General features: G+C 59.1%; 15 protein-coding genes and 5 pseudogenes. 17 read left to right on the top strand and 3 right to left on the bottom strand.

Translation table 11 applies throughout. The features are described from left to right. Window positions 1-621: 621 nt before the first annotated feature. The 3 genes and pseudogenes from LMTR13_RS25215 to LMTR13_RS43790 all read left to right on the top strand — a co-directional run bounded on the left by LMTR13_RS25215 (window position 622) and on the right by LMTR13_RS43790 (window position 3,605). Window positions 622-2,454 carry a hypothetical protein gene (locus tag LMTR13_RS25215; RefSeq protein ID WP_156795778.1) on the top strand — a complete coding sequence of 611 codons (1,833 nt, stop codon included), beginning with the start codon at window positions 622-624 and terminating at the stop codon, window positions 2,452-2,454. Then, window positions 2,432-2,834: pseudogene (locus LMTR13_RS39690) on the top strand (sugar phosphate nucleotidyltransferase); the annotation flags it as partial. The gene LMTR13_RS25215 and the pseudogene LMTR13_RS39690, both read left to right, overlap by 23 nt. A gap of 468 nt (window positions 2,835-3,302) precedes the next feature. Continuing rightward, window positions 3,303-3,605: a hypothetical protein gene (locus tag LMTR13_RS43790; protein WP_418219720.1), complete on the top strand. Its 303-nt coding sequence runs from the start codon at window positions 3,303-3,305 to the stop codon at window positions 3,603-3,605. Between the two features lie 393 nt (window positions 3,606-3,998). On the opposite strand, the gene LMTR13_RS41130 is transcribed toward LMTR13_RS43790, so the two are convergent. Continuing rightward, a complete protein-coding gene (locus LMTR13_RS41130) occupies window positions 3,999-4,184 on the bottom strand; it encodes a hypothetical protein (protein WP_156795777.1) in 186 nt (61 codons plus the stop codon). Between the two features lie 343 nt (window positions 4,185-4,527). Between LMTR13_RS41130 and LMTR13_RS41125 the strand changes: the two genes are divergently transcribed. The 7 genes and pseudogenes from LMTR13_RS41125 to LMTR13_RS25185 form a co-directional block, all read left to right on the top strand. Further along, window positions 4,528-4,677: a hypothetical protein gene (locus LMTR13_RS41125; RefSeq protein WP_156795776.1), complete on the top strand. Its 150-nt coding sequence runs from the start codon at window positions 4,528-4,530 to the stop codon at window positions 4,675-4,677. Then, entirely contained in the window at window positions 4,674-6,062 is a 1,389-nt protein-coding gene (locus LMTR13_RS25205) for an FAD-binding oxidoreductase (RefSeq protein ID WP_065730161.1), read from the top strand. Before LMTR13_RS41125 ends, LMTR13_RS25205 begins: the two co-directional genes overlap by 4 nt. A 55-nt stretch (window positions 6,063-6,117) precedes the next feature. Then, window positions 6,118-6,543, top strand: coding sequence for an EamA family transporter (locus tag LMTR13_RS25200; protein ID WP_065730160.1), 426 nt, complete (start codon window positions 6,118-6,120; stop codon window positions 6,541-6,543). Then, window positions 6,540-7,550: an NAD-dependent epimerase/dehydratase family protein gene (locus tag LMTR13_RS25195; protein ID WP_065730159.1), complete on the top strand. Its 1,011-nt coding sequence runs from the start codon at window positions 6,540-6,542 to the stop codon at window positions 7,548-7,550. The genes LMTR13_RS25200 and LMTR13_RS25195 overlap by 4 nt, the downstream gene beginning before the upstream one ends. A 94-nt stretch (window positions 7,551-7,644) precedes the next feature. Beyond that, window positions 7,645-9,024, top strand: coding sequence for an aspartate aminotransferase family protein (locus LMTR13_RS25190; protein WP_236843495.1), 1,380 nt, complete (start codon window positions 7,645-7,647; stop codon window positions 9,022-9,024). 97 nt (window positions 9,025-9,121) lie between these two features. After that, on the top strand, window positions 9,122-9,250 hold the full coding sequence (locus LMTR13_RS43180) for a hypothetical protein (RefSeq protein ID WP_257784717.1): 129 nt from the start codon (window positions 9,122-9,124) through the stop codon (window positions 9,248-9,250). Window positions 9,251-10,237: 987 nt separating this feature from the next. Beyond that, window positions 10,238-10,653, top strand: a pseudogene (locus tag LMTR13_RS25185) (transposase); the annotation flags it as partial. A gap of 310 nt (window positions 10,654-10,963) precedes the next feature. On the opposite strand, the pseudogene LMTR13_RS39685 reads toward LMTR13_RS25185, so the two are convergent. Next, window positions 10,964-11,380: pseudogene (locus tag LMTR13_RS39685) on the bottom strand (transposase); the annotation flags it as partial. A 222-nt stretch (window positions 11,381-11,602) separates the two neighbouring features. Here LMTR13_RS39685 and LMTR13_RS41120 point away from each other — a divergent pair. The 3 genes and pseudogenes from LMTR13_RS41120 to LMTR13_RS25165 form a co-directional block, all read left to right on the top strand. Further along, window positions 11,603-11,774: pseudogene (locus LMTR13_RS41120) on the top strand (IS3 family transposase); the annotation flags it as partial. Between the two features lie 325 nt (window positions 11,775-12,099). Further along, window positions 12,100-12,576: a TlpA disulfide reductase family protein gene (locus LMTR13_RS25170; RefSeq protein WP_083219201.1), complete on the top strand. Its 477-nt coding sequence runs from the start codon at window positions 12,100-12,102 to the stop codon at window positions 12,574-12,576. Then, window positions 12,566-14,011, top strand: coding sequence for a UbiA family prenyltransferase (locus tag LMTR13_RS25165; RefSeq protein WP_065730154.1), 1,446 nt, complete (start codon window positions 12,566-12,568; stop codon window positions 14,009-14,011). Before LMTR13_RS25170 ends, LMTR13_RS25165 begins: the two co-directional genes overlap by 11 nt. Window positions 14,012-15,147: 1,136 nt before the next feature. Here LMTR13_RS25165 and LMTR13_RS41115 read toward each other — a convergent pair. After that, window positions 15,148-15,332, bottom strand: a pseudogene (locus LMTR13_RS41115) (IS3 family transposase); the annotation flags it as partial. A 289-nt stretch (window positions 15,333-15,621) separates the two neighbouring features. Between LMTR13_RS41115 and LMTR13_RS25150 the strand changes: the two are divergent. The 4 genes from LMTR13_RS25150 (at window position 15,622) to LMTR13_RS25140 (ending at window position 18,929) form a co-directional block, all read left to right on the top strand. After that, window positions 15,622-16,692, top strand: a complete 1,071-nt coding sequence (locus LMTR13_RS25150) for a ComEC/Rec2 family competence protein (protein WP_065730151.1) — start codon at window positions 15,622-15,624, stop codon at window positions 16,690-16,692. A 2-nt stretch (window positions 16,693-16,694) separates the two neighbouring features. Then, window positions 16,695-17,486 carry a hypothetical protein gene (locus LMTR13_RS25145; RefSeq protein WP_065730150.1) on the top strand — a complete coding sequence of 264 codons (792 nt, stop codon included), beginning with the start codon at window positions 16,695-16,697 and terminating at the stop codon, window positions 17,484-17,486. 403 nt (window positions 17,487-17,889) lie between these two features. Beyond that, window positions 17,890-18,144 carry a hypothetical protein gene (locus LMTR13_RS41110; protein ID WP_156795775.1) on the top strand — a complete coding sequence of 85 codons (255 nt, stop codon included), beginning with the start codon at window positions 17,890-17,892 and terminating at the stop codon, window positions 18,142-18,144. Beyond that, window positions 18,141-18,929, top strand: coding sequence for an amidohydrolase family protein (locus LMTR13_RS25140; protein ID WP_065730149.1), 789 nt, complete (start codon window positions 18,141-18,143; stop codon window positions 18,927-18,929). The genes LMTR13_RS41110 and LMTR13_RS25140 overlap by 4 nt, the downstream gene beginning before the upstream one ends. The last annotated feature ends 857 nt before the right edge of the window (window positions 18,930-19,786 follow it).

Raw genomic sequence — 19,786 nt, 5'->3', positions numbered from 1 at the left:
CTTTCTGTTCATAACAATACACTCGCGCCTGAGCAGGACGTCCGGCTTGTCATAGCGCCGGCGAACGGACGCCCGCCGTGCGCGTCTGCCGCCTGATCCGGTCGATGGCTCTGATGCCGCACCGGGGTGCGATCGCTTCCAAGCGCCGTACACGCTCGCCACTCGCTGACCTCATAGGCGACTGAAGGTGAGCCACGGCCTCCCGACTGGCGGCGAGCGTCACCTATTTTGATACGACGTCCATAAGCATGGCGTTGTCGAGCATCGCCTCCGCCAGCAATTTCTTCAGCTTCTTATTCCCCCAGCGCCTTCAGACAATCAGCAGCGGACGCTGCCAGCCCCCCGTATTTGGCTTTCTAGAAGGTTGCACTGCTGGTCCCGTGTTTACGGCACACCTCCATTGTCTTGGCCCGGCTTCCCGCTCCCGCGAGATCCCGATGATCTGTTCTTCTGTGACCCGGCTCGGGCTTCAAGTCCATTGCTCCGAGTTGATAGACTCTACCAATTTTGGGAGGAGATTGCGAGGCTCTGGTCAGTTAGAGTTCCTCGAGGCTGATATACATTGGAATGGACCTCGCCTACGAGGCTGGCAGGAACGGGCCAATGCGCAGGAAGGCGCCAATGCAAAGAGATAACCACACTGCAAGGACGTTTTTAGTCTTGCTGGATCGGACTTTGCTGGCTCTGTCCGCGGTAACCACAGCAATCCTTTTCGCTTGGGTGCTATACTACAGCAGTTACGGTCTCAATCTCGCCGACGAAGGCTTGTACCTCAACTTCATCGCGAACCCATTCCTCTACGCAATCAATATACCTCCGTCCCTTTTTGGCTTCGTCTATCACTGGCCATATCAGTGGGTGGGGGGCGACGTTGCGGTGCTTCGCATGGCGAACGTCACGTTCACCGTGGCCCTCGGCTGGATTCTCAGCTTCCTTGTGATCTGGCGCTTCTGGACAGTGGGCTGGCCGCATGTGGCCGTGTTATCGGCAGGGATGGCCAGCCTAGCATTGATCGGCTACTCTCACTTTAGGCTGCTCACCCCCAGCTATTATACGCTGACCTTTCAGTCGCTCTTGATGGTGATGATCGGCTTACTGCTAGCCGACTGGCCTGGGCGCATCCACCAGGTCTTGGGATGGATCCTGGTCGGCGCTGGCGGCTGGTGCTGTTTCATGGCCAAGCCGACCACCGCTGCGGCCATTGCCCTCGTCGTTGTGCTCTATGTCGTCGTTTTGCGCCGAAAGTCGCTGCTGCCCATGCTTGGCGCGGCGCTGGTCGCTCTCGCTCTACTGATCGTTACCGCCTACGTGATCGACGGCGGCATCACCGGGCTGGTGACCCGTATGGTCAACAACGCTGAGATGGAACTCCTGCTGGGTGCCGGGCACGAGGTGCCTCTCATGTTTCGGATCGACGGGCTCGCCACCAGTCGCTCGCAACTTGCCATCGCTGTGTTAGCGGCGATAGCCCTTCTGCTCAGCATTCTTATGGGGGCTACGCACAAGTTGCTCCCATCACTGGTTCTCGCTGCGGTGTTGATTGTAACAATAGCGATTGCGCTACTGGGGACCGATCCGATCAGCATCAAGCCCACGACCCTGTTTCTGGTTCCGGCCTTCACGTGCCTTGGCGCGATGTTCTATCGCAAGGGAATAGTTCTGCGCATCCAAGCTCCCACCACCATCGCTCTGACGATAACCTTTTTGGTCCTGCCGCACGCGTTCGCACTGGGCTCCGCTATCAATTACTGGTTCCTCGGTTCGATGGGCGCCTTGTTCTGGATACTCGCGGTCGTTGTCTTTCTGAGCCCTCTTGCGCAACAGGGACGCAGCGTCGCCACCCTAGTTCCCTTGGCGGTATTCGCACAGTTGCTCACTGCATCAATTATCAATGGTAGCATCCTCAAGCCGTTCCGTCAGGTGAAAGATCTGCGCGGCTATACCGCTGTCACGCCCATGCCGGGTGGTGGAAAATTGGTGCTCGCACAATCCTTCCACGATTATCTGGCTACGGCCAGAGCCCAGGCTCGTGCGGGCGGCCTTGAAGTCGGGACCCCGGTGGTCGATCTCACTGGCATCTCGCCGAGCCTTCTGTACGTGCTCGAGACGCGAGCGCTCGGTCTACCATGGCTGGTCGGAGGATATCCCGGCAGTAACGCAGTCGCGGTGGAAACGCTCGGACTTGAGAACTGCGCCGATCTGGCCAAAGCGTGGCTACTGATCGAGCCGGAGGGCCAGTATCAACTTGACCAAGCCAGTATCATGTCCTCCTTTGGAGCCGGGCAGGCGGATTACGTTGCCGTCGCTACGTTCGACCCTCCCGTCTTTGAAGGGGCTTATCCAAATCAACACAAGCGGTTTCTGTTCAAGCCCGTGCGCCTCGCCGCGCTGGCGGAGCAATCCTGCCGCGAAGCCCGGCGACAACGGCCGCATAGCCAGAAATGGAGCCAATAGTGAAGCTGTGATCCTCGCGGGTGGCTTCGGAACCCGAATCTCCGGGGAAACTCACCTTCGACCCAAGCCCATGACCGAGATCGGCGGCAAGCCGATTCTGTGGCACATGCTCAAAATCTACTCGCACTATGGCATCAACGATTTCGTTATCTGCCGCGGCTACAAGGGCTATCCAATCACAAAAATACATCGCCTACTACTTCCGGCACCTGTCGGATGTCACCTTCGACATGACGAATAACGGCATGGAGGTTCACCAGCAAATGCCGAACCTTGGAAGGTGACGCTGATCGATCTGGCGAGAAGACCATGGTAGTCGGCTCAAGCGAGTTGCTAATTATCTGACCGATGACGACGCCTTCTGTTTGACCTATGGCGATGAATGAACCGCAACCGCACGAGGCCACTATCTGCGGCTCAATTGCGCAAGGCAGGACAGAGGCTAGGTTGGCATGCGCGCTGGGACTTGACCGCGCTGATCCGTGTCGTATCTTGGTCCATGCAATGTCGTTGCTTCCAGTGGACATAACGCTCGTGGCATTGCCGAGCACGGTCTTTGGCGGCGTTCTCGCATCCTGTGCGCTGGAGATAAACGACCCGACGTCCGGCGCATCAGGCGGCGACAATATGCATCTTGATCGACAAGCTCGTTGATTTCTCCGTGATTGACGCGACCCGCCGGGCGAGATAGCGCCAGTCCCAGGCCAAGTCCTGACTCAGCAGGACGACTTGCAGCGATAGATTGTCCGATAGCACCGAGAGAATCTGAGGAAGCGCCAATCGGACTGCAGCCGCTGCCTGCCGGACCGGCAGCCCTCGCGCAGATAGAAGCCCCGGAATCTTGATTGATGACCATTGTTCCCTGCGTCGCCAATCGACTGCGAGTTTCTGTGGAGCGCCTGCAAAATGAGTTGATCGATCGACTTCAATGGGACGAATCGCATGGTCGGCCGCTGAACGGCCTCGGCGATAGCTTCAGCGTCGCGGAAGCCACGTCGCGGCTCCTTCCCTGGCCAGCCCAGTCAGAGATACGAGATGAAGGTCCGGCCCGTCGGATCGAACTCCGGGAGAGGATCGGCTTCAAGCGCGCCGCTGTGGCTGTTGCGTGCCAACTGGCGTTCATGATGCACGCGGTGCTCAAAGACCGGTGAGTTCTTTGACCCGAATGCAGGAGCCACAACGTAAAACATTGCGGATAGCCTTCAAAATTTGAGCGCCTGGCTCATCCCTGCCGGACGTGGCTGAGCCATTCCGCTGATGGGGTGCGCCGCTGTCTCAGCAAAGTGCTTCGTCCACATTGAAGGCTCCTCCCGCGAAGCTCTATCATGCGGCGACCCATGTCGACCGCGAAGACAACCCTGCACCGGGCAGATCCGTCTCGATGCGCAAGAGACTTGACGTCTCGAAGGCGATTAGACAACCCGCAATCTGGGAGAGAGGATCAGCGCGACAATGCAGGCTTCTTCCGCATATATTGTGTAGCGATCGTCAATGTACTTTTCTGAGTTTCCGGTGCCCTCATGCGTGGGCAAGCACTTTGCTTTTCAGCAGGGTGTCCTGAGCGTCCGTACATTTGGCGCTTGATCGTCTTGAGACAATTGATGACCGGAGCTGGTGCTCCACGGCTGGGTGATGGCCGTTTTTATCGCGTGGATGTCGCGGTCGATACCTGCCGCAAATGAAGCCAGTTCGCCGGCCCTGGCAATCGGCGATCCGTCGTTCGAGATCACCGTCATCTTCCCGGCAGATGAGCGGTGCAAATCGACCCTCCAGCCGTGCGGCAATCTCGAGCGGTGGTCCATGGCCTCGTTTTGCGTCGCTCTTACATCGCGCTTGGGCGCCGCAGGTTGGTGTCTTCGCTGCCTGGAAGGCGGTCCACTTTTGGCAACCCAGCCTGTGACAGGTGAATGTCGCTTGGCATTGTCCGACGCCCGACGAATGTCGGACATGCGACACAGCCGGTCCGATCGATTGCCTTCTAATCTAAACGAGTTTTGCCTTTGGCACGCATAGTGCTTCGTGTCCTCCGCAAGCGGATCACGGACTGACGATAATCGCGCGGAGAATGTCGAAATGCTAGCACAATTCTTTCTGCTCGGGCCTACATCCCGGGCCTACATCTGGCCAATACACCCGATTGTCTTCATTATCAACGACTGGCGCAGCCAACTCATGGCCGGCATCGGCGCGCTGCTTCTCTTGATCGCGGTGATGATGCCATGAGCTCCCATCGTAGCTTCGGCCTGATCAATCCGGCCGCGCCGAAAGTGCTCGGCCCCGAAGCCGCGATTGCGCTGCTGAAGACTGGCACGGCGGAACCCGGTTCGCTGCTCGCGTATGGCAACGGCCGCAGCTACGGTGACAGCTGCCTCAACGGCCAGGGCGCGGTGGTCGACATGTGCTCGATGAACCGTATCCTCGCCTTCGATCCCGCGACCGGGATGATCGAGGCCGAAGCAGGCGTGTTGCTATCGGACATCATTGCCCACGTCGCGCCGCACGGCTTCTTTCCGGCGGTCGTTCCTGGAACGCAGTTCGTTACGCTGGGAGGCGGGATCGCCAACGATATCCACGGCAAGAACCATCATCGTCGCGGCACCTTCGGCTGTTATGTCGAGGCGCTGACGCTGCTCACCTCTGACGGACAAACCCACCGCCTGAAGCGGCGCTCGAAGTCCCGGCTCTTTGTGGCGACCATCGGCGGTATGGGGCTGACCGGCCTGATCCTCTCGGCCACCGTGCGCCTGATGCGCGTGCCCTCGCTCGACATTGAGGAGGAGATCACGCCTTTCCGCGGCCTTGATGAATATTTCGATCTCGCCGAGGCGGCCGATGCCGCCAACGAGTATGCTGTTGCCTGGACCGACCAGCTGGCCACCGGCCGGCGAGAAGGGCGCGGGCTGTTGATCACCGGCAACCATGCCGAATACGGCGCGCATAAGGCGGGCGCCGCGGGAAAGCTGCTCGGCGTTCCGTTCCGGATCCCGGTGAGCGTGCTTAACCGCCCGTTCCTGAAACTGTTCAACAGCGCCTATTGCTGGAAGAAGAAGGCGTGTGGCAAGCACAAGACCGGCTACCAGGGCTTCTTCTTCCCGCTCGACGGCGTAGCCGACTGGAACCGGCTCTACGGGCCGAAAGGGCTCTACCAACACCAGAGCGTCATTCCGGAAGGAGAGGCACGCACGACCATTCCGGCTCTGCTCGCCGCGGCGCGAGAGGCCGGCCACGGCTCCTTCCTCACGGTGCTCAAGCGTTTCGGCGGCGTCGCCTCGCCAGGGCTCATCTCATTCCCAAGACCGGGCTACACGCTGACGCTGGATTTTCCGAACCGCGGAGCCGAGACGCTCGCGCTCATGGAGCGGCTCGACCGGATCACTGTCGAATCCGGCGGCGCGGTAAACCCCTACAAGGACGCACGGATGGCGCCGGAGGTCTTCGCCGCCTCGTTTCCGGCCTGGCGCAACCTCGAGGCGAATCGCGATCCTGCCTTTCTGTCCGATTTCTGGCGGCGCACGGCGATGCGGCTGTCGACGAAGGCAGCCAGGGTGCTCGCGGCAGAGCGAAGGAATTCGGGTGGAACACGCAAAACGCGAACTCATTCAAATTGAGTCGCTTCATCGGTCGTTACCGGGCCGGTGGTAGCAGGCACGGCGGTGGTAAGACATGAAATATATCGGCTTCATACTCTTTACGGTTCTGACGAACGCCGCCGCACAGCTCATGCTGAAATACGGCATGGTGCAGCTCGGGCCGCTATCCTTCGCCAGCGTCAACCCGATCCTGAAGATCCTGCAGATCGTGTTCAGCCCGTGGGTCTTCCTTGGCCTCTCCACCTTCGTCATCTCAATGGCCTCGCACCTCTACGTCTTGTCCAAGGTGGAGCTGTCGTTCGCCTATCCGTTCCTCAGCCTGGCGTATGTGGCGGTGGCGGCGTTCGCCTATGTCATGTTCCGCGAGGACCTCAACGCGTTCCGCATCGCTGGCATCGGCTTCATCTGCATCGGCACCGTGCTGATCGCCCAGAGCGGCGGCAGCCATGCGGAGACCACTACTCCTGAAACCGTCAAGACAAGCGAGCTCGCACGATGAGACACATCATTTTCGGCGGGGACGGCTTTGTCGGCCGCCACCTAGCCCCGAAGCTGCTGGCCGATGGCGAGGAAGTCGTCGTCGCCGACATCAACAAGAGTGACCTGCCACATTACGGCAAGGTACGTTTCGTGCGCTGCGACGTGACCGATCCTGCTTCGGTCTCGGCGGTTGGCATCAAGTCCGACGACATGGTCTACAACTTGTCGGCCAAGATGCTGTCGCCAATCCAGGTGCGCGCCAAGCGGCACGAGTTCTTTTGGCCGGTCAACTATCACGGCACGGAGCACATCATTCTGGCCATGGCGAAGGTGGATGCGCCGTGGCTGGTCCATTTCACGACCGACATGATCTACGGCCACACCGTCGTCTATCCGATGACCGAGGAGCATCCGGTCGGGCCGCTCGGCGAATACGGCCTTTCGAAGCGGAAGACCGAGGAACTGGCAGAAGAATGGCGCACGCGCGGCATGCGCATGTCGCTGTTCCGGCCGCGCCTGATCATCGGCCCTGGCCGGCTCGGTATCCTGGAGAAGCTGTTCAAGCTGATTGACTGGAACCTTCCGGTGCCGATGATCGGCTCGGGCAAGAACCCCTACCAGTTCATCTCCGTCTTCGACTGCGCAGAGGCCGCGCGGCTCGCCTGGAAAGCGAACGTGCCAAACGAGGCCTACAATCTCGGCTCGCTCAACCCACCACCGGTGCGCAAGCTGCTTGGCGACTTGATTAGGCACGCAGGCTCGAAATCGTTCTTGCTGCCGACACCCGTCTGGGCGGTGAAGCGCACGCTCGACCTGCTCGATCTCGTCAACATGCCGCTGATGGACCCCGAGCAGTATCTGATCGCCGACGAGATGTGCGTACTCGACGTCAACAAGGGCAAGCGGGACCTGGGCTGGGTGCCGCAATACCGCGACGAGGACATGCTGATCGCCGCCTACAGCGAATACCGCGCCAAGAAAGACGGCAAGGCCGTCGCCCCGCCCGAACACGTTCCGGCCGAGTAAGAGTTTTCCGATGACCAAGTCTCCGACGAACGATGCGTGCCCGGCGGTCGAGGCGCCCGAACTGGCGCCCGCCGCCATCGCGCGGCCGGACCTGATGACGGTGGAGGACGCCAAGGCGCTGTCCGTCGCCATGATGACGGACCTCTTCAAGACCCACATCAATCCCGGCCAACTGCACTTCATGAAGCTGCTCGGCTTCCACAAGGTGAAGGTCGAGCGCGCCGAGGGCATGTATTACTACGACCAGGACGGTCGGAAGATACTCGATTTCTTCGGCGGGTTCGGCTCTCTGGCGCTCGGCCACAACCATCCGCGCATCATCGCGGCGCGGAATAAATTCCAGGACGAGAAGCGGCACGAGATTGCGATCGCCTTTATGTCGCAGTATGCGGCGGCGCTTGCGCACAACCTCGCTGCCTGCTCGCCGGGCGACCTCGACATGGTGTTCTTCGGCTCCTCAGGCTCGGAGGCCATGGAAGCCGCGCTCAAGCTCGCCGAGCGCGCGACGGGGCCGGCTCGGCCGAAGACCGTCTATGCCGAGAACTCCTTCCACGGGAAGACCAAGGGAACGCTCGCCGTCACTGACGGCAAGCTCTATCGCGCCGAGTTCTGTCTCAACGACAACACGGTGCGCGTACCGTTCGGTGATATCGGCGCGGTGGAGAGCGCCTTCCACTCCGACCCGCAGATCGGCGCGATCGTGCTCGAGACGATCCAGGGCGGCGGAGGCATCATCCAGGCGCCCGCCGAATACTGGCAGAAGCTGCGTAAGCTCTGCGACCAGTACGGCGTGATCTGGGTCGCCGACGAGGTACAAAGCGGCTTCGGCCGTGCCTGCCGGTTCTATGCCTTCGAGAATTACGGCGTGGTGCCGGACATCACGACGCTGGCGAAGTCGCTCGGTGGCGGCAAGAGCGCCATGGCCGCGATGATCGCCAGGCGCGATGTCTACATGAAGGCCTACGGCACGCCGAAGACGGCCATGATCCATGCCCAGGCCACCTTCGGGGGCATCGGCGAAGCATGCATCACCGCGGTCGAGGCGATCAACGTTCTTTATGACGAGAACCTGATCGAGAATTCCGCCGAGACCGGCGCCTACCTGCTCGACCGACTGCGCGCGCTGCAGGCGAAATATCCGAAGATCATCAAGGAGGTCCGGGGCAGGGGCCTGATGATCGGCATCGAGTTCCAAGACTTCAGCCAGACATTGCCGGCGGTGCTGCGGCCGGTGGTCGGCATGCTCGACGATAAACTGAAGGGCTCGCTGTCCGGCTTCGTGGGGGCGCTGCTCCTGCGCGACTACGATGTACTGGTGGCCTTCACCGAATACAACCGCAATGTCATCCGGCTCGAGCCGCCGCTGATCTGCACGCGCGACCATGTCGACACCTTCATCCATGCACTCGATAGCCTTCTCGCACGCGGCATCATCTCTATCGTGAAGGATTTCGTGAAGAGCCAGGTCGGCTGACAAGGCAAAGGGGCAGGGGCATGGCGGAAACCAGCGCTGGAACGGGCGGCGATCGCCGGGCCGTGCCGCTTCCAGGGAAGCGATGCGGCGCATTCCCTTGAGGGTAACGACCGCTGCCCTCGACAGGCTTTCCGCGGCCATTTTCGTGCTGTTCATCATAGCCGTCGCCGCGATCGCGATGCTCGTCCCGGAGCGCGAATGGGACATGACGGCCATATCGCGCTGACGATCGAAGACTAGTATGAGACGCGCGATTCATTACATGCGGCGACCTGGAGATCGTCAGGCAAAACATGACCGACAAGCAATTCACCTATCTGACGGCGGGCGGCTATCGCCGCGCACAGTTCGCGAATGCTGAAGATTTCGTCTCCCAGCTGCCGATGTACCGGATGAAACCGGGCTACCTCGCCCTGCTCAGGGCGATAGCTGTCCTCAGACCGGTCGGGCAATCCAGGCCGTCAACGCCGTTTCCGTGCTGCTGTTGGGCGGTTGTCTGGCGCTCTGGATGTGGCGCGGCTTCTCCTGCAAGGCGCGCTCTTCCTGATGCCTCTGCTGGTCCTCAGCGGCTCCGTCATTACCGCGGCTCGGCACGCCGGACATGCTGGCCGCGGCGGTGACGGTGGGGCGGGAATCATGCTGTTCCGCAGCCAGTGGGTTGGGCGAGCCTGCCGGTGCTGATCGCGGTTTTCCTGACGCGGCCGGACACGATCATCTTCCTGTTGGCGCTCCTGCTCGCGAGCTGCTGTTCAGATGGCGCTGGCTGGCCGCGCTGACGGCCGTCGTGCTGGCGGCCGGACTTTCCGTGCCGCTGGCCGATGCTGCCGGCCATATCGGCTGGTGGCCACATTCCTGGTTCTCAACCATCGAGATGGTGCCCAACCTCACGAACTTCCGGACGGATTTCAGCGTGTTTGCCTATGTCATCGGATTCGCACGCGTTCTCGCCATCTCGCGGATCGAATACAACTGGCTGCCGGTGTCCCTGCTGCTTCTGCTTGGGGCCTGCTTCATCCTGCGCGAGCGGCGGAAATCCCCAGGGAGTTTGCCGCTCCGATGCTCGCCATGGTGCTGGCCGTCGGCGGCAAGTTCGTTGTGTTCCGGATACGCTACGACCGCATCTACACGGTCTATCTCTGGCTGTTCGCGACCCGGACTGCTCGCCTCCGAAGACCTTCGCTGCTTTTGCGGCCTGCCGCGAAATCAGTTGATCTTCTCCGCGACCCTGCAACATCATCCGCATGTCCACTGTGTCGTGCCTGGTGGTGGAACCTTCGCCCGACGGCACACGCTGGGTCGCTTGCCGGCCCGGCTTCTTCCTGCCGGTGCGCGTCCTCTCTCGGCTGTTCCGCCGCCTGTTTCTGCAAGAGCTGCAAGCTGCCTTCACGGCTGGCCAGTTAGGCTTTTTTGGCGATCTCGCCCATCTCGCCGATCCCGCCGCGTTCACCCATCGCCTCGACCGGCTGCGACGGACCGACTGGGTCGTCTTCGGCAAGCCGCCATTCGGCGGCCCGAACAAGGTGCTGGCTTATCTCGGCCCTATACGCATCGCGTCGCCTGAGCTTTTCCTGGAAGGACTATCGGCAGAATCGCAAAGCCAAGGTGATGACGCTTGACGCCGATGGGTTCAGGTGCGGCGCGGCAAGTGTCGCACTTTGCCGCAACAGCCGCGGCTGGCAGCAGCTCATCGAGATGCGCGCCGCGTCGCTGATCGACTAGGAGACGGTCTATGCACCGCGACGGGACGGACCGATAGCTGCTGGGATTGAAGCGCAGTCTCAACGAGTACGAGCTCGATCTTTTACGCTAGCGTTCGCTCTCGGCCCGGCATGAGAAGGCCAAGTGCGGCGAACTCATCGTCGCAGTGCCCGTCGGCTTTGTGAAGATCGGCGCTCGCCTTGAGAAGGATCCTGATCGGCGTGTGCAGGAAACCATCACTCTGGTATCCGTAGCGCTCCTGCGTGTCGCAGATCTCGCGGATCCGCTTCTCGATGCCGCCTGCTCGGGGCGACGGAGCTTGTCGTGGTAGGTGGAACAATCGAACCTAAGTGCTCCACAAGCGGGACGGATCGAAACCACCAATCGCGACAGATCCCGTCGACCAGCCCCCGCTTCGGGGCCGGCCTTAAAGCTTCGTTTGATGACGTCCTGCAGCATCTCGCGGTCCAGCGGCAGATCGGCCTCGATCTTCTTCAGGCGCGTGTTCTCCTCCTCAAGCTGTTTCAGCCGCTTCATCTCCGAAGGCATCAGCCCGGCGTATTTCTTCTTCCTATTGAAATACGGCTTGGCTGATGCCCGCCTTGCGACAAATCTCGGCCACCGGCGTGCCGTCCTCACCCTGCTTGAGGACGAACGCCCCGCTCCCGTTCCCAGTTAGGAAATCACGCGGAAAACTCTAAGCCGAGTCGAGGGCATTCATGGGAGGCAGCCCACTCGGTGATCTGAGACCGCCAATCTTACCATTTTGGGCTAGAGTTCCGCTGTCGGATTCTCTCGGCTGGGAGGACCGGGAGACCTTTAAGGTCTCAAATTCTCGGACGCAAAAGGGCCTCTATTTCGAGTAGAGCCATGACGGAATCCGGTTGCCGACATCTGCTGGAAAGGCCGGAACCAGTCAGGCCACGTTTTCAACTCAAGGACGAATTACGGCGGATTGCTGCCGACGGAGATGCCGTGATTGAAGCAGCTCGAGGAGGAGAAACAGCAAGCTGAAGAAACTGGTGAGTGACCTATCGCTCATTAGGCGCGTAGCCAATCTCTCACAGAGAGTAGCAGCGGAAATCGCCGGCTGATCCTTGTCCGGTTTCTGACAACAGGACAATGGCTGTCCGGTTAAAAGCACGGGCCGCTGTCTGCGGCGTACAAACTCTTTCAAGGCGAATCAGAAGCTTAACGCACGCGACGACCCTGGCATGGACGTTGCTATGAGATGCAGCAACATTGAGCGAGGGGTGAGTGCGCACAGACGCGCAAAACGAGTGATGCTCTCCTCCCCTTGAAAGCGGAGCACCCTAAGAAAGAAACGAGTTCGCGCACGAAGTCGTTCAGAGTTCGGCAATAGCTTTGGAGAGCAAAATGGTGCGTACGGAGTCACTTTCTCCTCCGATCAACGCGTACAGCTGGCTGCGCAGCCCGCCCCTCACGAGCTTCGAGCCCGGGAGCGTGTACGCCGTCGAATTTTGGGCAGCTTGGTGGATGCCATGTATGGCGGCGATGTCCCATCTGGTACTACGGCAAGAGAAATACAAAGACGGCGGACTTCAGGTTGTCGGAGTCGCAGCTCATGAACGCGCTCGAACGGCGGACGATGCCCGAACCAAGCTGACCACGTGGTTGACGAAAAATCTTCCTAATCTGAACTATCGGATCGCGTTCGACTACACGCAGGAAATGAACAAACTTTGGGTGGACCCCAGCTTTCCTTGCGAGAGTCCCACCTCGTTCGTGGTCCACCGTGACGGCTACATCGCCTTTATGGGTCATGCGATGCAACTGGATGACGTTTTGCCGAAAGTTCTCGACGGCATCTGGCGCGCCAGCGATGGTAGCTAAAGCCGCTGATACAGAGTTTCTCCGCGATAAACCGTTGGTAGTAGATCTTGACGGATCTTTGCTGCTAACGGATATGCTATATGAGTCTTTTTTTAACGTCTTGCCTATTGGCTTCCACGCGAATTTTGCAGCGGTCCGGGCTCTCACCAATGGCAAAGCGGCCGTAAAGCATCATCTTGCCCAAACCTCCGAACTGGATTATGCGACTCTCCCGTACAACACCTGCGTTATGGATCTAATCCAGTCGGCCAAAGCGCGGGGCAGGAAAGTTTACCTGGCTACCGCAGCCAACGCGAAACACGCGAGGGCCATCGCAGATCACTTGGGCATCTTCGATGGTTGGTTTGCTTCTGACGAAAAAACCAATTTGTCGGGGTCTTTGAAGGCCGAGATACTTGCAGCTGCTTTCGGTAAGAACGGATTTGATTACATTGGCAACGGTCCCTCAGATTTTCCGGTGTGGGAGATTGCCGATAAAGCTTACGGCGTCGACCTTTCCAACTCGGTAAAGCGTCGGCTCGTCGCGCTCAAGGATAACTACATCGCATTAGATCACGGAAATGCGGGCAGGCGGCCGTGGTCCAAGGCCCTTCGGGTCCATCAGTATGTCAAGAATCTCCTTGTCTTTGTGCCATTGGCGACCTCGCATCAATTTACGTTGGCTAACATCATCACAGATGTGATCGCGTTTCTAGCATTTTGCGCTTGTGCGTCAGCCGTCTACGTCCTCAACGATCTACTAGATCTTAAATCTGATCGCGCGCACGCTAGCAAGCGTGCTCGACCCTTTGCGAGTGGCCTTATCCAACTTCGGACCGGCTTGCTTATGGTTCCGGCGCTTCTCCTATTTTCTCTGATGCTAGCAACCAAAATCTCCCTTGAGTTTATCGGCGTATTGGTTGGCTACTTTGTGCTAACGAGTGCCTATTCTTTCTATTTGAAGCGCAAGATGCTTGTGGACGTCGTTGTGCTGGCAATGCTCTACACGACACGCATTGTTGCAGGTGGTGTGGCAAGTGAAATTCAAATTTCGCAGTGGCTTTTCATCTTCTCTATGTTCATCTTCACATCACTTGCGCTAATCAAACGCTACGTCGAACTGGCGACGCGGCTCGACTGCGGCCTCCCGGATCGTTCAGACCGTGACTACAGGATCGGCGACCTTGGTGTCGTTGCCGCTCTAGCTGCTGCGGCTGGCTTGAACGCCATCACGATCTTTGCACTCTACGTTACATCGCCCGATGTGCAGAAACTCTATCGACATCCGAGGGCACTATGGCTCATCTGTCCAATTCTTCTCTATTGGATAGGCAGGGCGCTCATGATGGCGCACCGGCGTCTGATGGACGATGACCCTATTGTTTTTGCGCTGAGGGACCGTATCAGCGCAATTGCCATCGCCTCGATCGCTGCCGTAGTAATCATCGCCATTTGACGCATTCTGGATTTTCTAGGGGCGGCGCTGCATTGATGCGGTCGGCTCCGTAACGCCTAGCGACAGCGCGCAAGGGCAGGAGTAATAGAGGCCGAACTGGGCGGGTGTCGCGTGCGCGTCGGCGTGACGTGGACGCATCGGCTCGAACTGTGAGGCGTGATCGAAAGGATCCGGCTGACTTCAATATGTCGCAGGGCGACGGAGCGGTTCGGGACAATCGACGACCTCGGCATCCACTATGTGGGCTTGGACTTCGAACATATTGCGCCGCACGCCGGGTCGACTTGGCCGCGGCCGGCATCACCGATCGACACATCAGGTTCCTGGGAAATCACGTAGGAACATGCCTGTTCAATCTGATCAAGTTGGCCAGGAATCGGGAGACATTCGATATCATCTATCTCGATGGTAACCATTCAATCTATGTAGATCTGGCGGCCGCCATCGCAGCAGTACGGCTCTCGAAGCCCGGCGCCCTATTCCTTTTCGATGATGTGAGGTTCGCCTTCGAAACGAGACATCTGATCCAGCCGACCGCTCATTATGCGGACAGCGAGGAGAGTAAGGACTTGACCGAGGATGAGGCCAACGAACCTCACGTCGCGATCATCCTCCGGGACTATCTGATCCCTTTGTTCAGCTTTGAGGTGGAGCGCTTGTGGTCGGATCCTGATTGGATCGCACTCCGGGGCCCCAGGTCCGCTCCGTGGATACGGATATGATGATTCTCGCGCTATCCGGCTCCTCGATCGTCGTACGTCCTGATCACGAACGATGCCAGGAGGGTTCGTCGCCATCTTGATATGCGTGAAGACGCGGTCGCCATTGTTCGCAGCCTTGCAACTTGCAAACCTTCTGGATCGTCGTGCCGTCGTCCTTTCGGTGATCGTTCTATGAGCAGGAGCCGGCCGGCCAATCAGCAACATCACCTTGACATGACGCGCTTCGCGCTCCAAGCGCCAGCTGAGACCGCAGCAGCGCTGCAGTCAACTTGTGTTTGGTGTGCTCGGTGATGGCTTTTTCTGAGCGCTTCACGTCTTTCAACTCTTTCGTAAGACTGACCTCTCCGTGGCTTGGTAAATTGAACGAGGGCCATCCCGCTTCCTGCTGATGCCCTTGATGTCCCCAGGCCGGGTCAGGATGGCGTTGCTGGTGAGTTCGCTGCCGTTGTCGCTGACCGCCATCTTCGGCTTGCCGCGCTCAATCACCAGCCGCTCCAGTTCTCGCGCCACTTCGGAAAGCAAGGTGTCGGCCACCGGCGCCAGCACTCGCGCGTGCAATCATCGACCACTGCTAGGATGCGGAAGCGGCGTCCATCTGTTTCGAATCCTGCGTAATGGCGGCAAAAACGCTGAAATTCTGCGCCATTTGGCGCCTGCTTTGCGAGCTTGCAGGAAAACAAACTGCTATCCCGATCAGAAGAGCTCGTGCGAGTAAGGAGATTGCTAACGAAGCTTGGTGTTCCCAAGAAATCAAGACCCACGAATATCGTGTGCCTTAACCGCCTGAAGCCGTCCGCGAGTGGCGGCCGGCAACGGCGTGGCAATCGAGACCAGTGCCGGCGCCGGCATTGGCGACACTCACTCAAGCCAGACGCGGGAGCGAGAACATTGGCCGATTTTTTCGAAATCGATTTTTTGGATGTTGAAACGAAAAGCAGCGGCGACGCAATTTGCGTCCGCTATGAGTTGAACGGTCAGAAGTTCATTCATGTCGTTGATGGCGGCTATCAATCAACCGGAGAGAAGGTCGTCAACTTCATAAACAAGTACTATGGCTATCCGAAGCGAATCGACCATGTTGTCGCAACACACAACGACGGCGATCACGCCGGAGGTTTGCAACAGGTTTTGGAAGATTTCGAGGTCGGCGCGCTTTGGATGTTGCGACCTTGGATCTATTCAAAAGAACTTCTCCCCCGGTTCAAGCGCTTCACAACAGCCGATGGATTGGAGAAAGCCCTAAAGGAAGCGTACTCTAATCTAGCGGCACTCGAAGAAATTGCTATTCGCAGGAAGGTTCAAATCTACGAGCCCTTTCAGGGAGCTACCATTGGCGCTTTTCGGGTAATGGCCCCGACACGCTCGCGCTTTCTAGACCTGGTTGTTTCCTCAGAGAAGACGCCGGAGGAAAAAGGCCTGCTCGAAACCGCGCGCGACGCTGTTGTACGTGTAATGAAAGAGGCCGCTGTGCTTGCTAAGGCGGCTTGGGGTGACGAATATTTTCCGGCAGGTGAAACAAGCAACGAAAACGAGATGAGCGTTGTCCAATATGCCTACCTAAATGAACGCAAAATTTTGCTGACCGGCGATACCGGACGCAGCGGTCTTCAGGAAGTCATCGATTACGCGCCTTTTGCAGGATTGGTGTTGCCCGGCATCGATCGGTTTCAAGTTCCGCACCATGGCGGTCGCCACAATGTTACGACCGAACTGCTCAACAAGATCGTAGGTAGAAGGAAAGAGGTGCAGGACGGCAAGACAACCTTCAGCGCCATCATTAGCTCGGCCAAAGCCGACGAGGATCATCCCCGCAAATCCGTTGTCCGAGCTATGCATCATCGTGGAGCGCACGTCATCTCAACCGAAGGGTCGAACAAGCGAACCTCGATGAACGCGCCAGACCGGGATGACTACAGCCCCGCCGAGTGCCTGCCATATCCAGACGAACAGGAAGATTGAGATTGGTGGCGCTCACAGATCTTTTCGACAGTTATGCGCGGCAGGCCAGGTTATTTCCCGGCCTGCTGACGGTCTTTCCGCCATTGTTGACTGTATTAGCTTGGTTCCCGCAGCTCCTTCTTTCCAATGTTGGAACAACCCTCCTCACGATTGCGGTGTCTTGCGGGTTACTTTACGCACTTGGGTCCTGGGCGCGCACCCGCGGCAAGAACATCGAAGGGAGCTTACTCAAGCAGTGGGGTGGATGGCCGACGACCCTGAAGCTTCGCCATGCCGGTCCTTTGAATCCGTTAACATTGGCGCGATACCATGACTTTCTGAGGCAGAACGTCCCTCATTGGCTGCCACCTATGCCTGACGAGGAAAAGGCAAACCCAGCGAAGGCTGATGGTGCCTATGACTCAGCGGTGATCTGGCTAAAGGAAAAAACCCGCAAACGCTTTTCACTTGTTGATAAGGAAAACGCCCAATACGGATTCCGGCGTAATCTCTTTGGTATGCGGCCGATCGGTATTGTCGTCTGCGCACTTGCAGCGGCCGCTTCCATACTCGCGATCTATGTGCAGACGACCCAGTTCACAATGTCCGCAGTCTGGGCTGCGTCCTCAGCGCAAAAACCCGAAGTTTGGGCCGCGACCGCAATTGATTTCGTGGCGCTTATTGCGTGGCTTGCTGTGGTCAACGACCGATGGGTGCGGCAGGCCGGCGACCAATATGCGGATGCACTACTTGCCGCCTGCGACCAGCTGACTGTCAAAAGCAGGGCAGCGCCCCGTAAACGCAAAAAATGCTAAATTTCTGCGCCATTTGTCGGCCTGCTTTGCAGGTTTTCAGGAAGACGAACTGCTATCCCGATTAGAATCAGGCCGTCCAAGTGAGATTGCTAATGAACGTCGGTGTTCCCCAAAGAAATCGAGGTCATCGTGTGGCCTTACGCCTGGAGCCGTCCGCGAATATGGGGCGGTCGGCGACAGCGTGGCAATCGAAGCCGCCTGCATTGGCCCAACGGACGACAATTATCGCTCAGCTGGTGCAACAATTCTGGAGTCCGCTCGCGGGGTATTTGTCGAGCGAGATGATCGTAAAAGGATCTCCCGTCTTCCGCGCGCAAACGGCGAGAGAACTAGATTCTCTTCACTTATCTGCATCTGGCATTTTTTTCGCAGCTAGGACTTACATGGCGGAGGAAATAACCAAATGAGCACCTATAGCGGCCCGGTACTTGCAGCGGCGCGCGGGCATCCGATCTCGGGATTTGGCCCTATAGGCGAGATCATGGAGGTCAAGCGCCACGTCCCGGACGCGCAGGGGGACACCGCTCGCCGCTTGCTTGAGCTGATAATAGAGCGTCTCTACGCCCGCCGCACCGCTGTCGAGGACCTGCGTTTGAGCATGAGCTGGGGCCTGGCGGGCGCTCTGGTCCGTGCGCTCTGCGGCGAGGGCGCCTCATGAGGATCGACTGCGAGGTCCATGCCTTTCCCCGAGAGGCCCGGCGGGCCGCGCCCATCATCGACGGCTCCGTGGATCAGCTAGAAGGCGCCGCGCGCGACTGCGCGATCACGGGGCTGGTCCTGGTCCAGCCCGCCTTCTTGGGCGGCGACGCGACGGAGCTCTTCGCCCAGGCCAGCCAGGCCCGAATGCCGGTGAGGCTCATTCCGCCGCTCGTGCAGCCCCTGGCGCCTGAGGTCCTGGAGGAGTGGGGCCAATCAGGCGCCGCGGGTTTGGCGTTAACCCTCGACGATCCCGATCCACTGACCGAGTCCCTCGAGGCTGCCCTTCAGCTAGGCTTGCACTTGGAGGTGTCCGGCGGCATCGAAGGACGTGAGCGCTTGGCAGAGCTGCTCCTAGCCGACGGCCATCGCCTGGTGTTCCGAGGCTTCGGACTTGCGGACTGCGCCCGCGATCCCGCCTGGGATCCGCGCCTGGAGCGGCTTCTGGCGCTAGCTAAAGGCGCGGAGGCGTGGGTGAAGCTGTCGGGAATCGGACGTGTCCCAGATGGCTGGGCCCAGGCAGCGGCGGGCAGGATGCTGGAGGAGCTCGGACCGAAACAGCTGCTCTGCGGGTCGGAGTGGCCGCACGTGACGGCCGCCCACGCCTATGCGCCATCCTATGCGGAGACCCTGGAATGGCTTGAGGCGCTCGTCACAGACGAGGACGCCCGAGAGCGGATCCTCGGCGAGACGTCTGCTGCGCTCTACGGACTTCCGCAATTAACACCTGAATGCCTGCGGAAATGACCAAATGAGCATCTCCACGGCGGGCCCGTGTTCCTGGCTTTGGTGGGGCCGGAAAAGACACTTCGCTTGAGGGGAGCCGGCAGATCGAGGCGGTCCATCAAGGCTTTCTTAGAACCCACACGGCAGTGCGCGTAGAACCAGCATGCGCAACAGATAGACCGGCACCCGCCTAGTTGGGCTATGATGCAGAATGCAGACGACGGGTAGAGGTTATGGCTTCAGGGGCTGATGCCATGTCTGATCGATTTCCAGTATTCGAGGTTTTCTTAAAACAGCGCAGGCGAAGATGGTTGTGGTCGGTCTGCGCCACCCAAGGCACGCTGGTAATGACGGGTTCAAGAAGCAGCCGATCCGCTGCCAGATATGAGGCCAACGGAGGCTTTTTGTGTTGCTGCTTAGCGCGCCGTATCGTTCGCGACTTTCTGCTCGAGCGATCCAAGCTGATCAAGAGGCTCGCGCGCAGCGCTCGCCTCCGCCCCAACTTTAGAGTACGAGACGCTTCGAGAAAGGTCTGCTCGTCAGCGGTCCCGTCCGGAGGCTCTAGATTTAAGAGACTGGCCAGCGTTCGGCGTTACTAAAGGCTTCTCTATCGACACTCGGCCTATTCTCATCTCGAAGCGACGCAGAAGCGAGCCACAAGAGAGTCGATCGGCGCGATTGTCTGGGCTCCGAAAAAGACTTCGCCTGCGGGGAGCCGGCACATCGAGGCGCCCCATCAAAGCTTTCTCAGAACCCACACGGCAATGCCCGTAAAACCAGCAGCCGCCAGCAGAAGGCTTACAGCGAGGCTCCTAGGAGGACGCGCGCATGCTGATTCCGCTCGATGTCGCCCACGATTCCGGAATGATCTCGCCCAC

Origin of the sequence: Bradyrhizobium icense, assembly GCF_001693385.1 — a bacterium.
Taxonomy (GTDB): domain Bacteria; phylum Pseudomonadota; class Alphaproteobacteria; order Rhizobiales; family Xanthobacteraceae; genus Bradyrhizobium; species Bradyrhizobium icense.
This window is presented reverse-complemented; position numbering and strand designations above follow the sequence as displayed.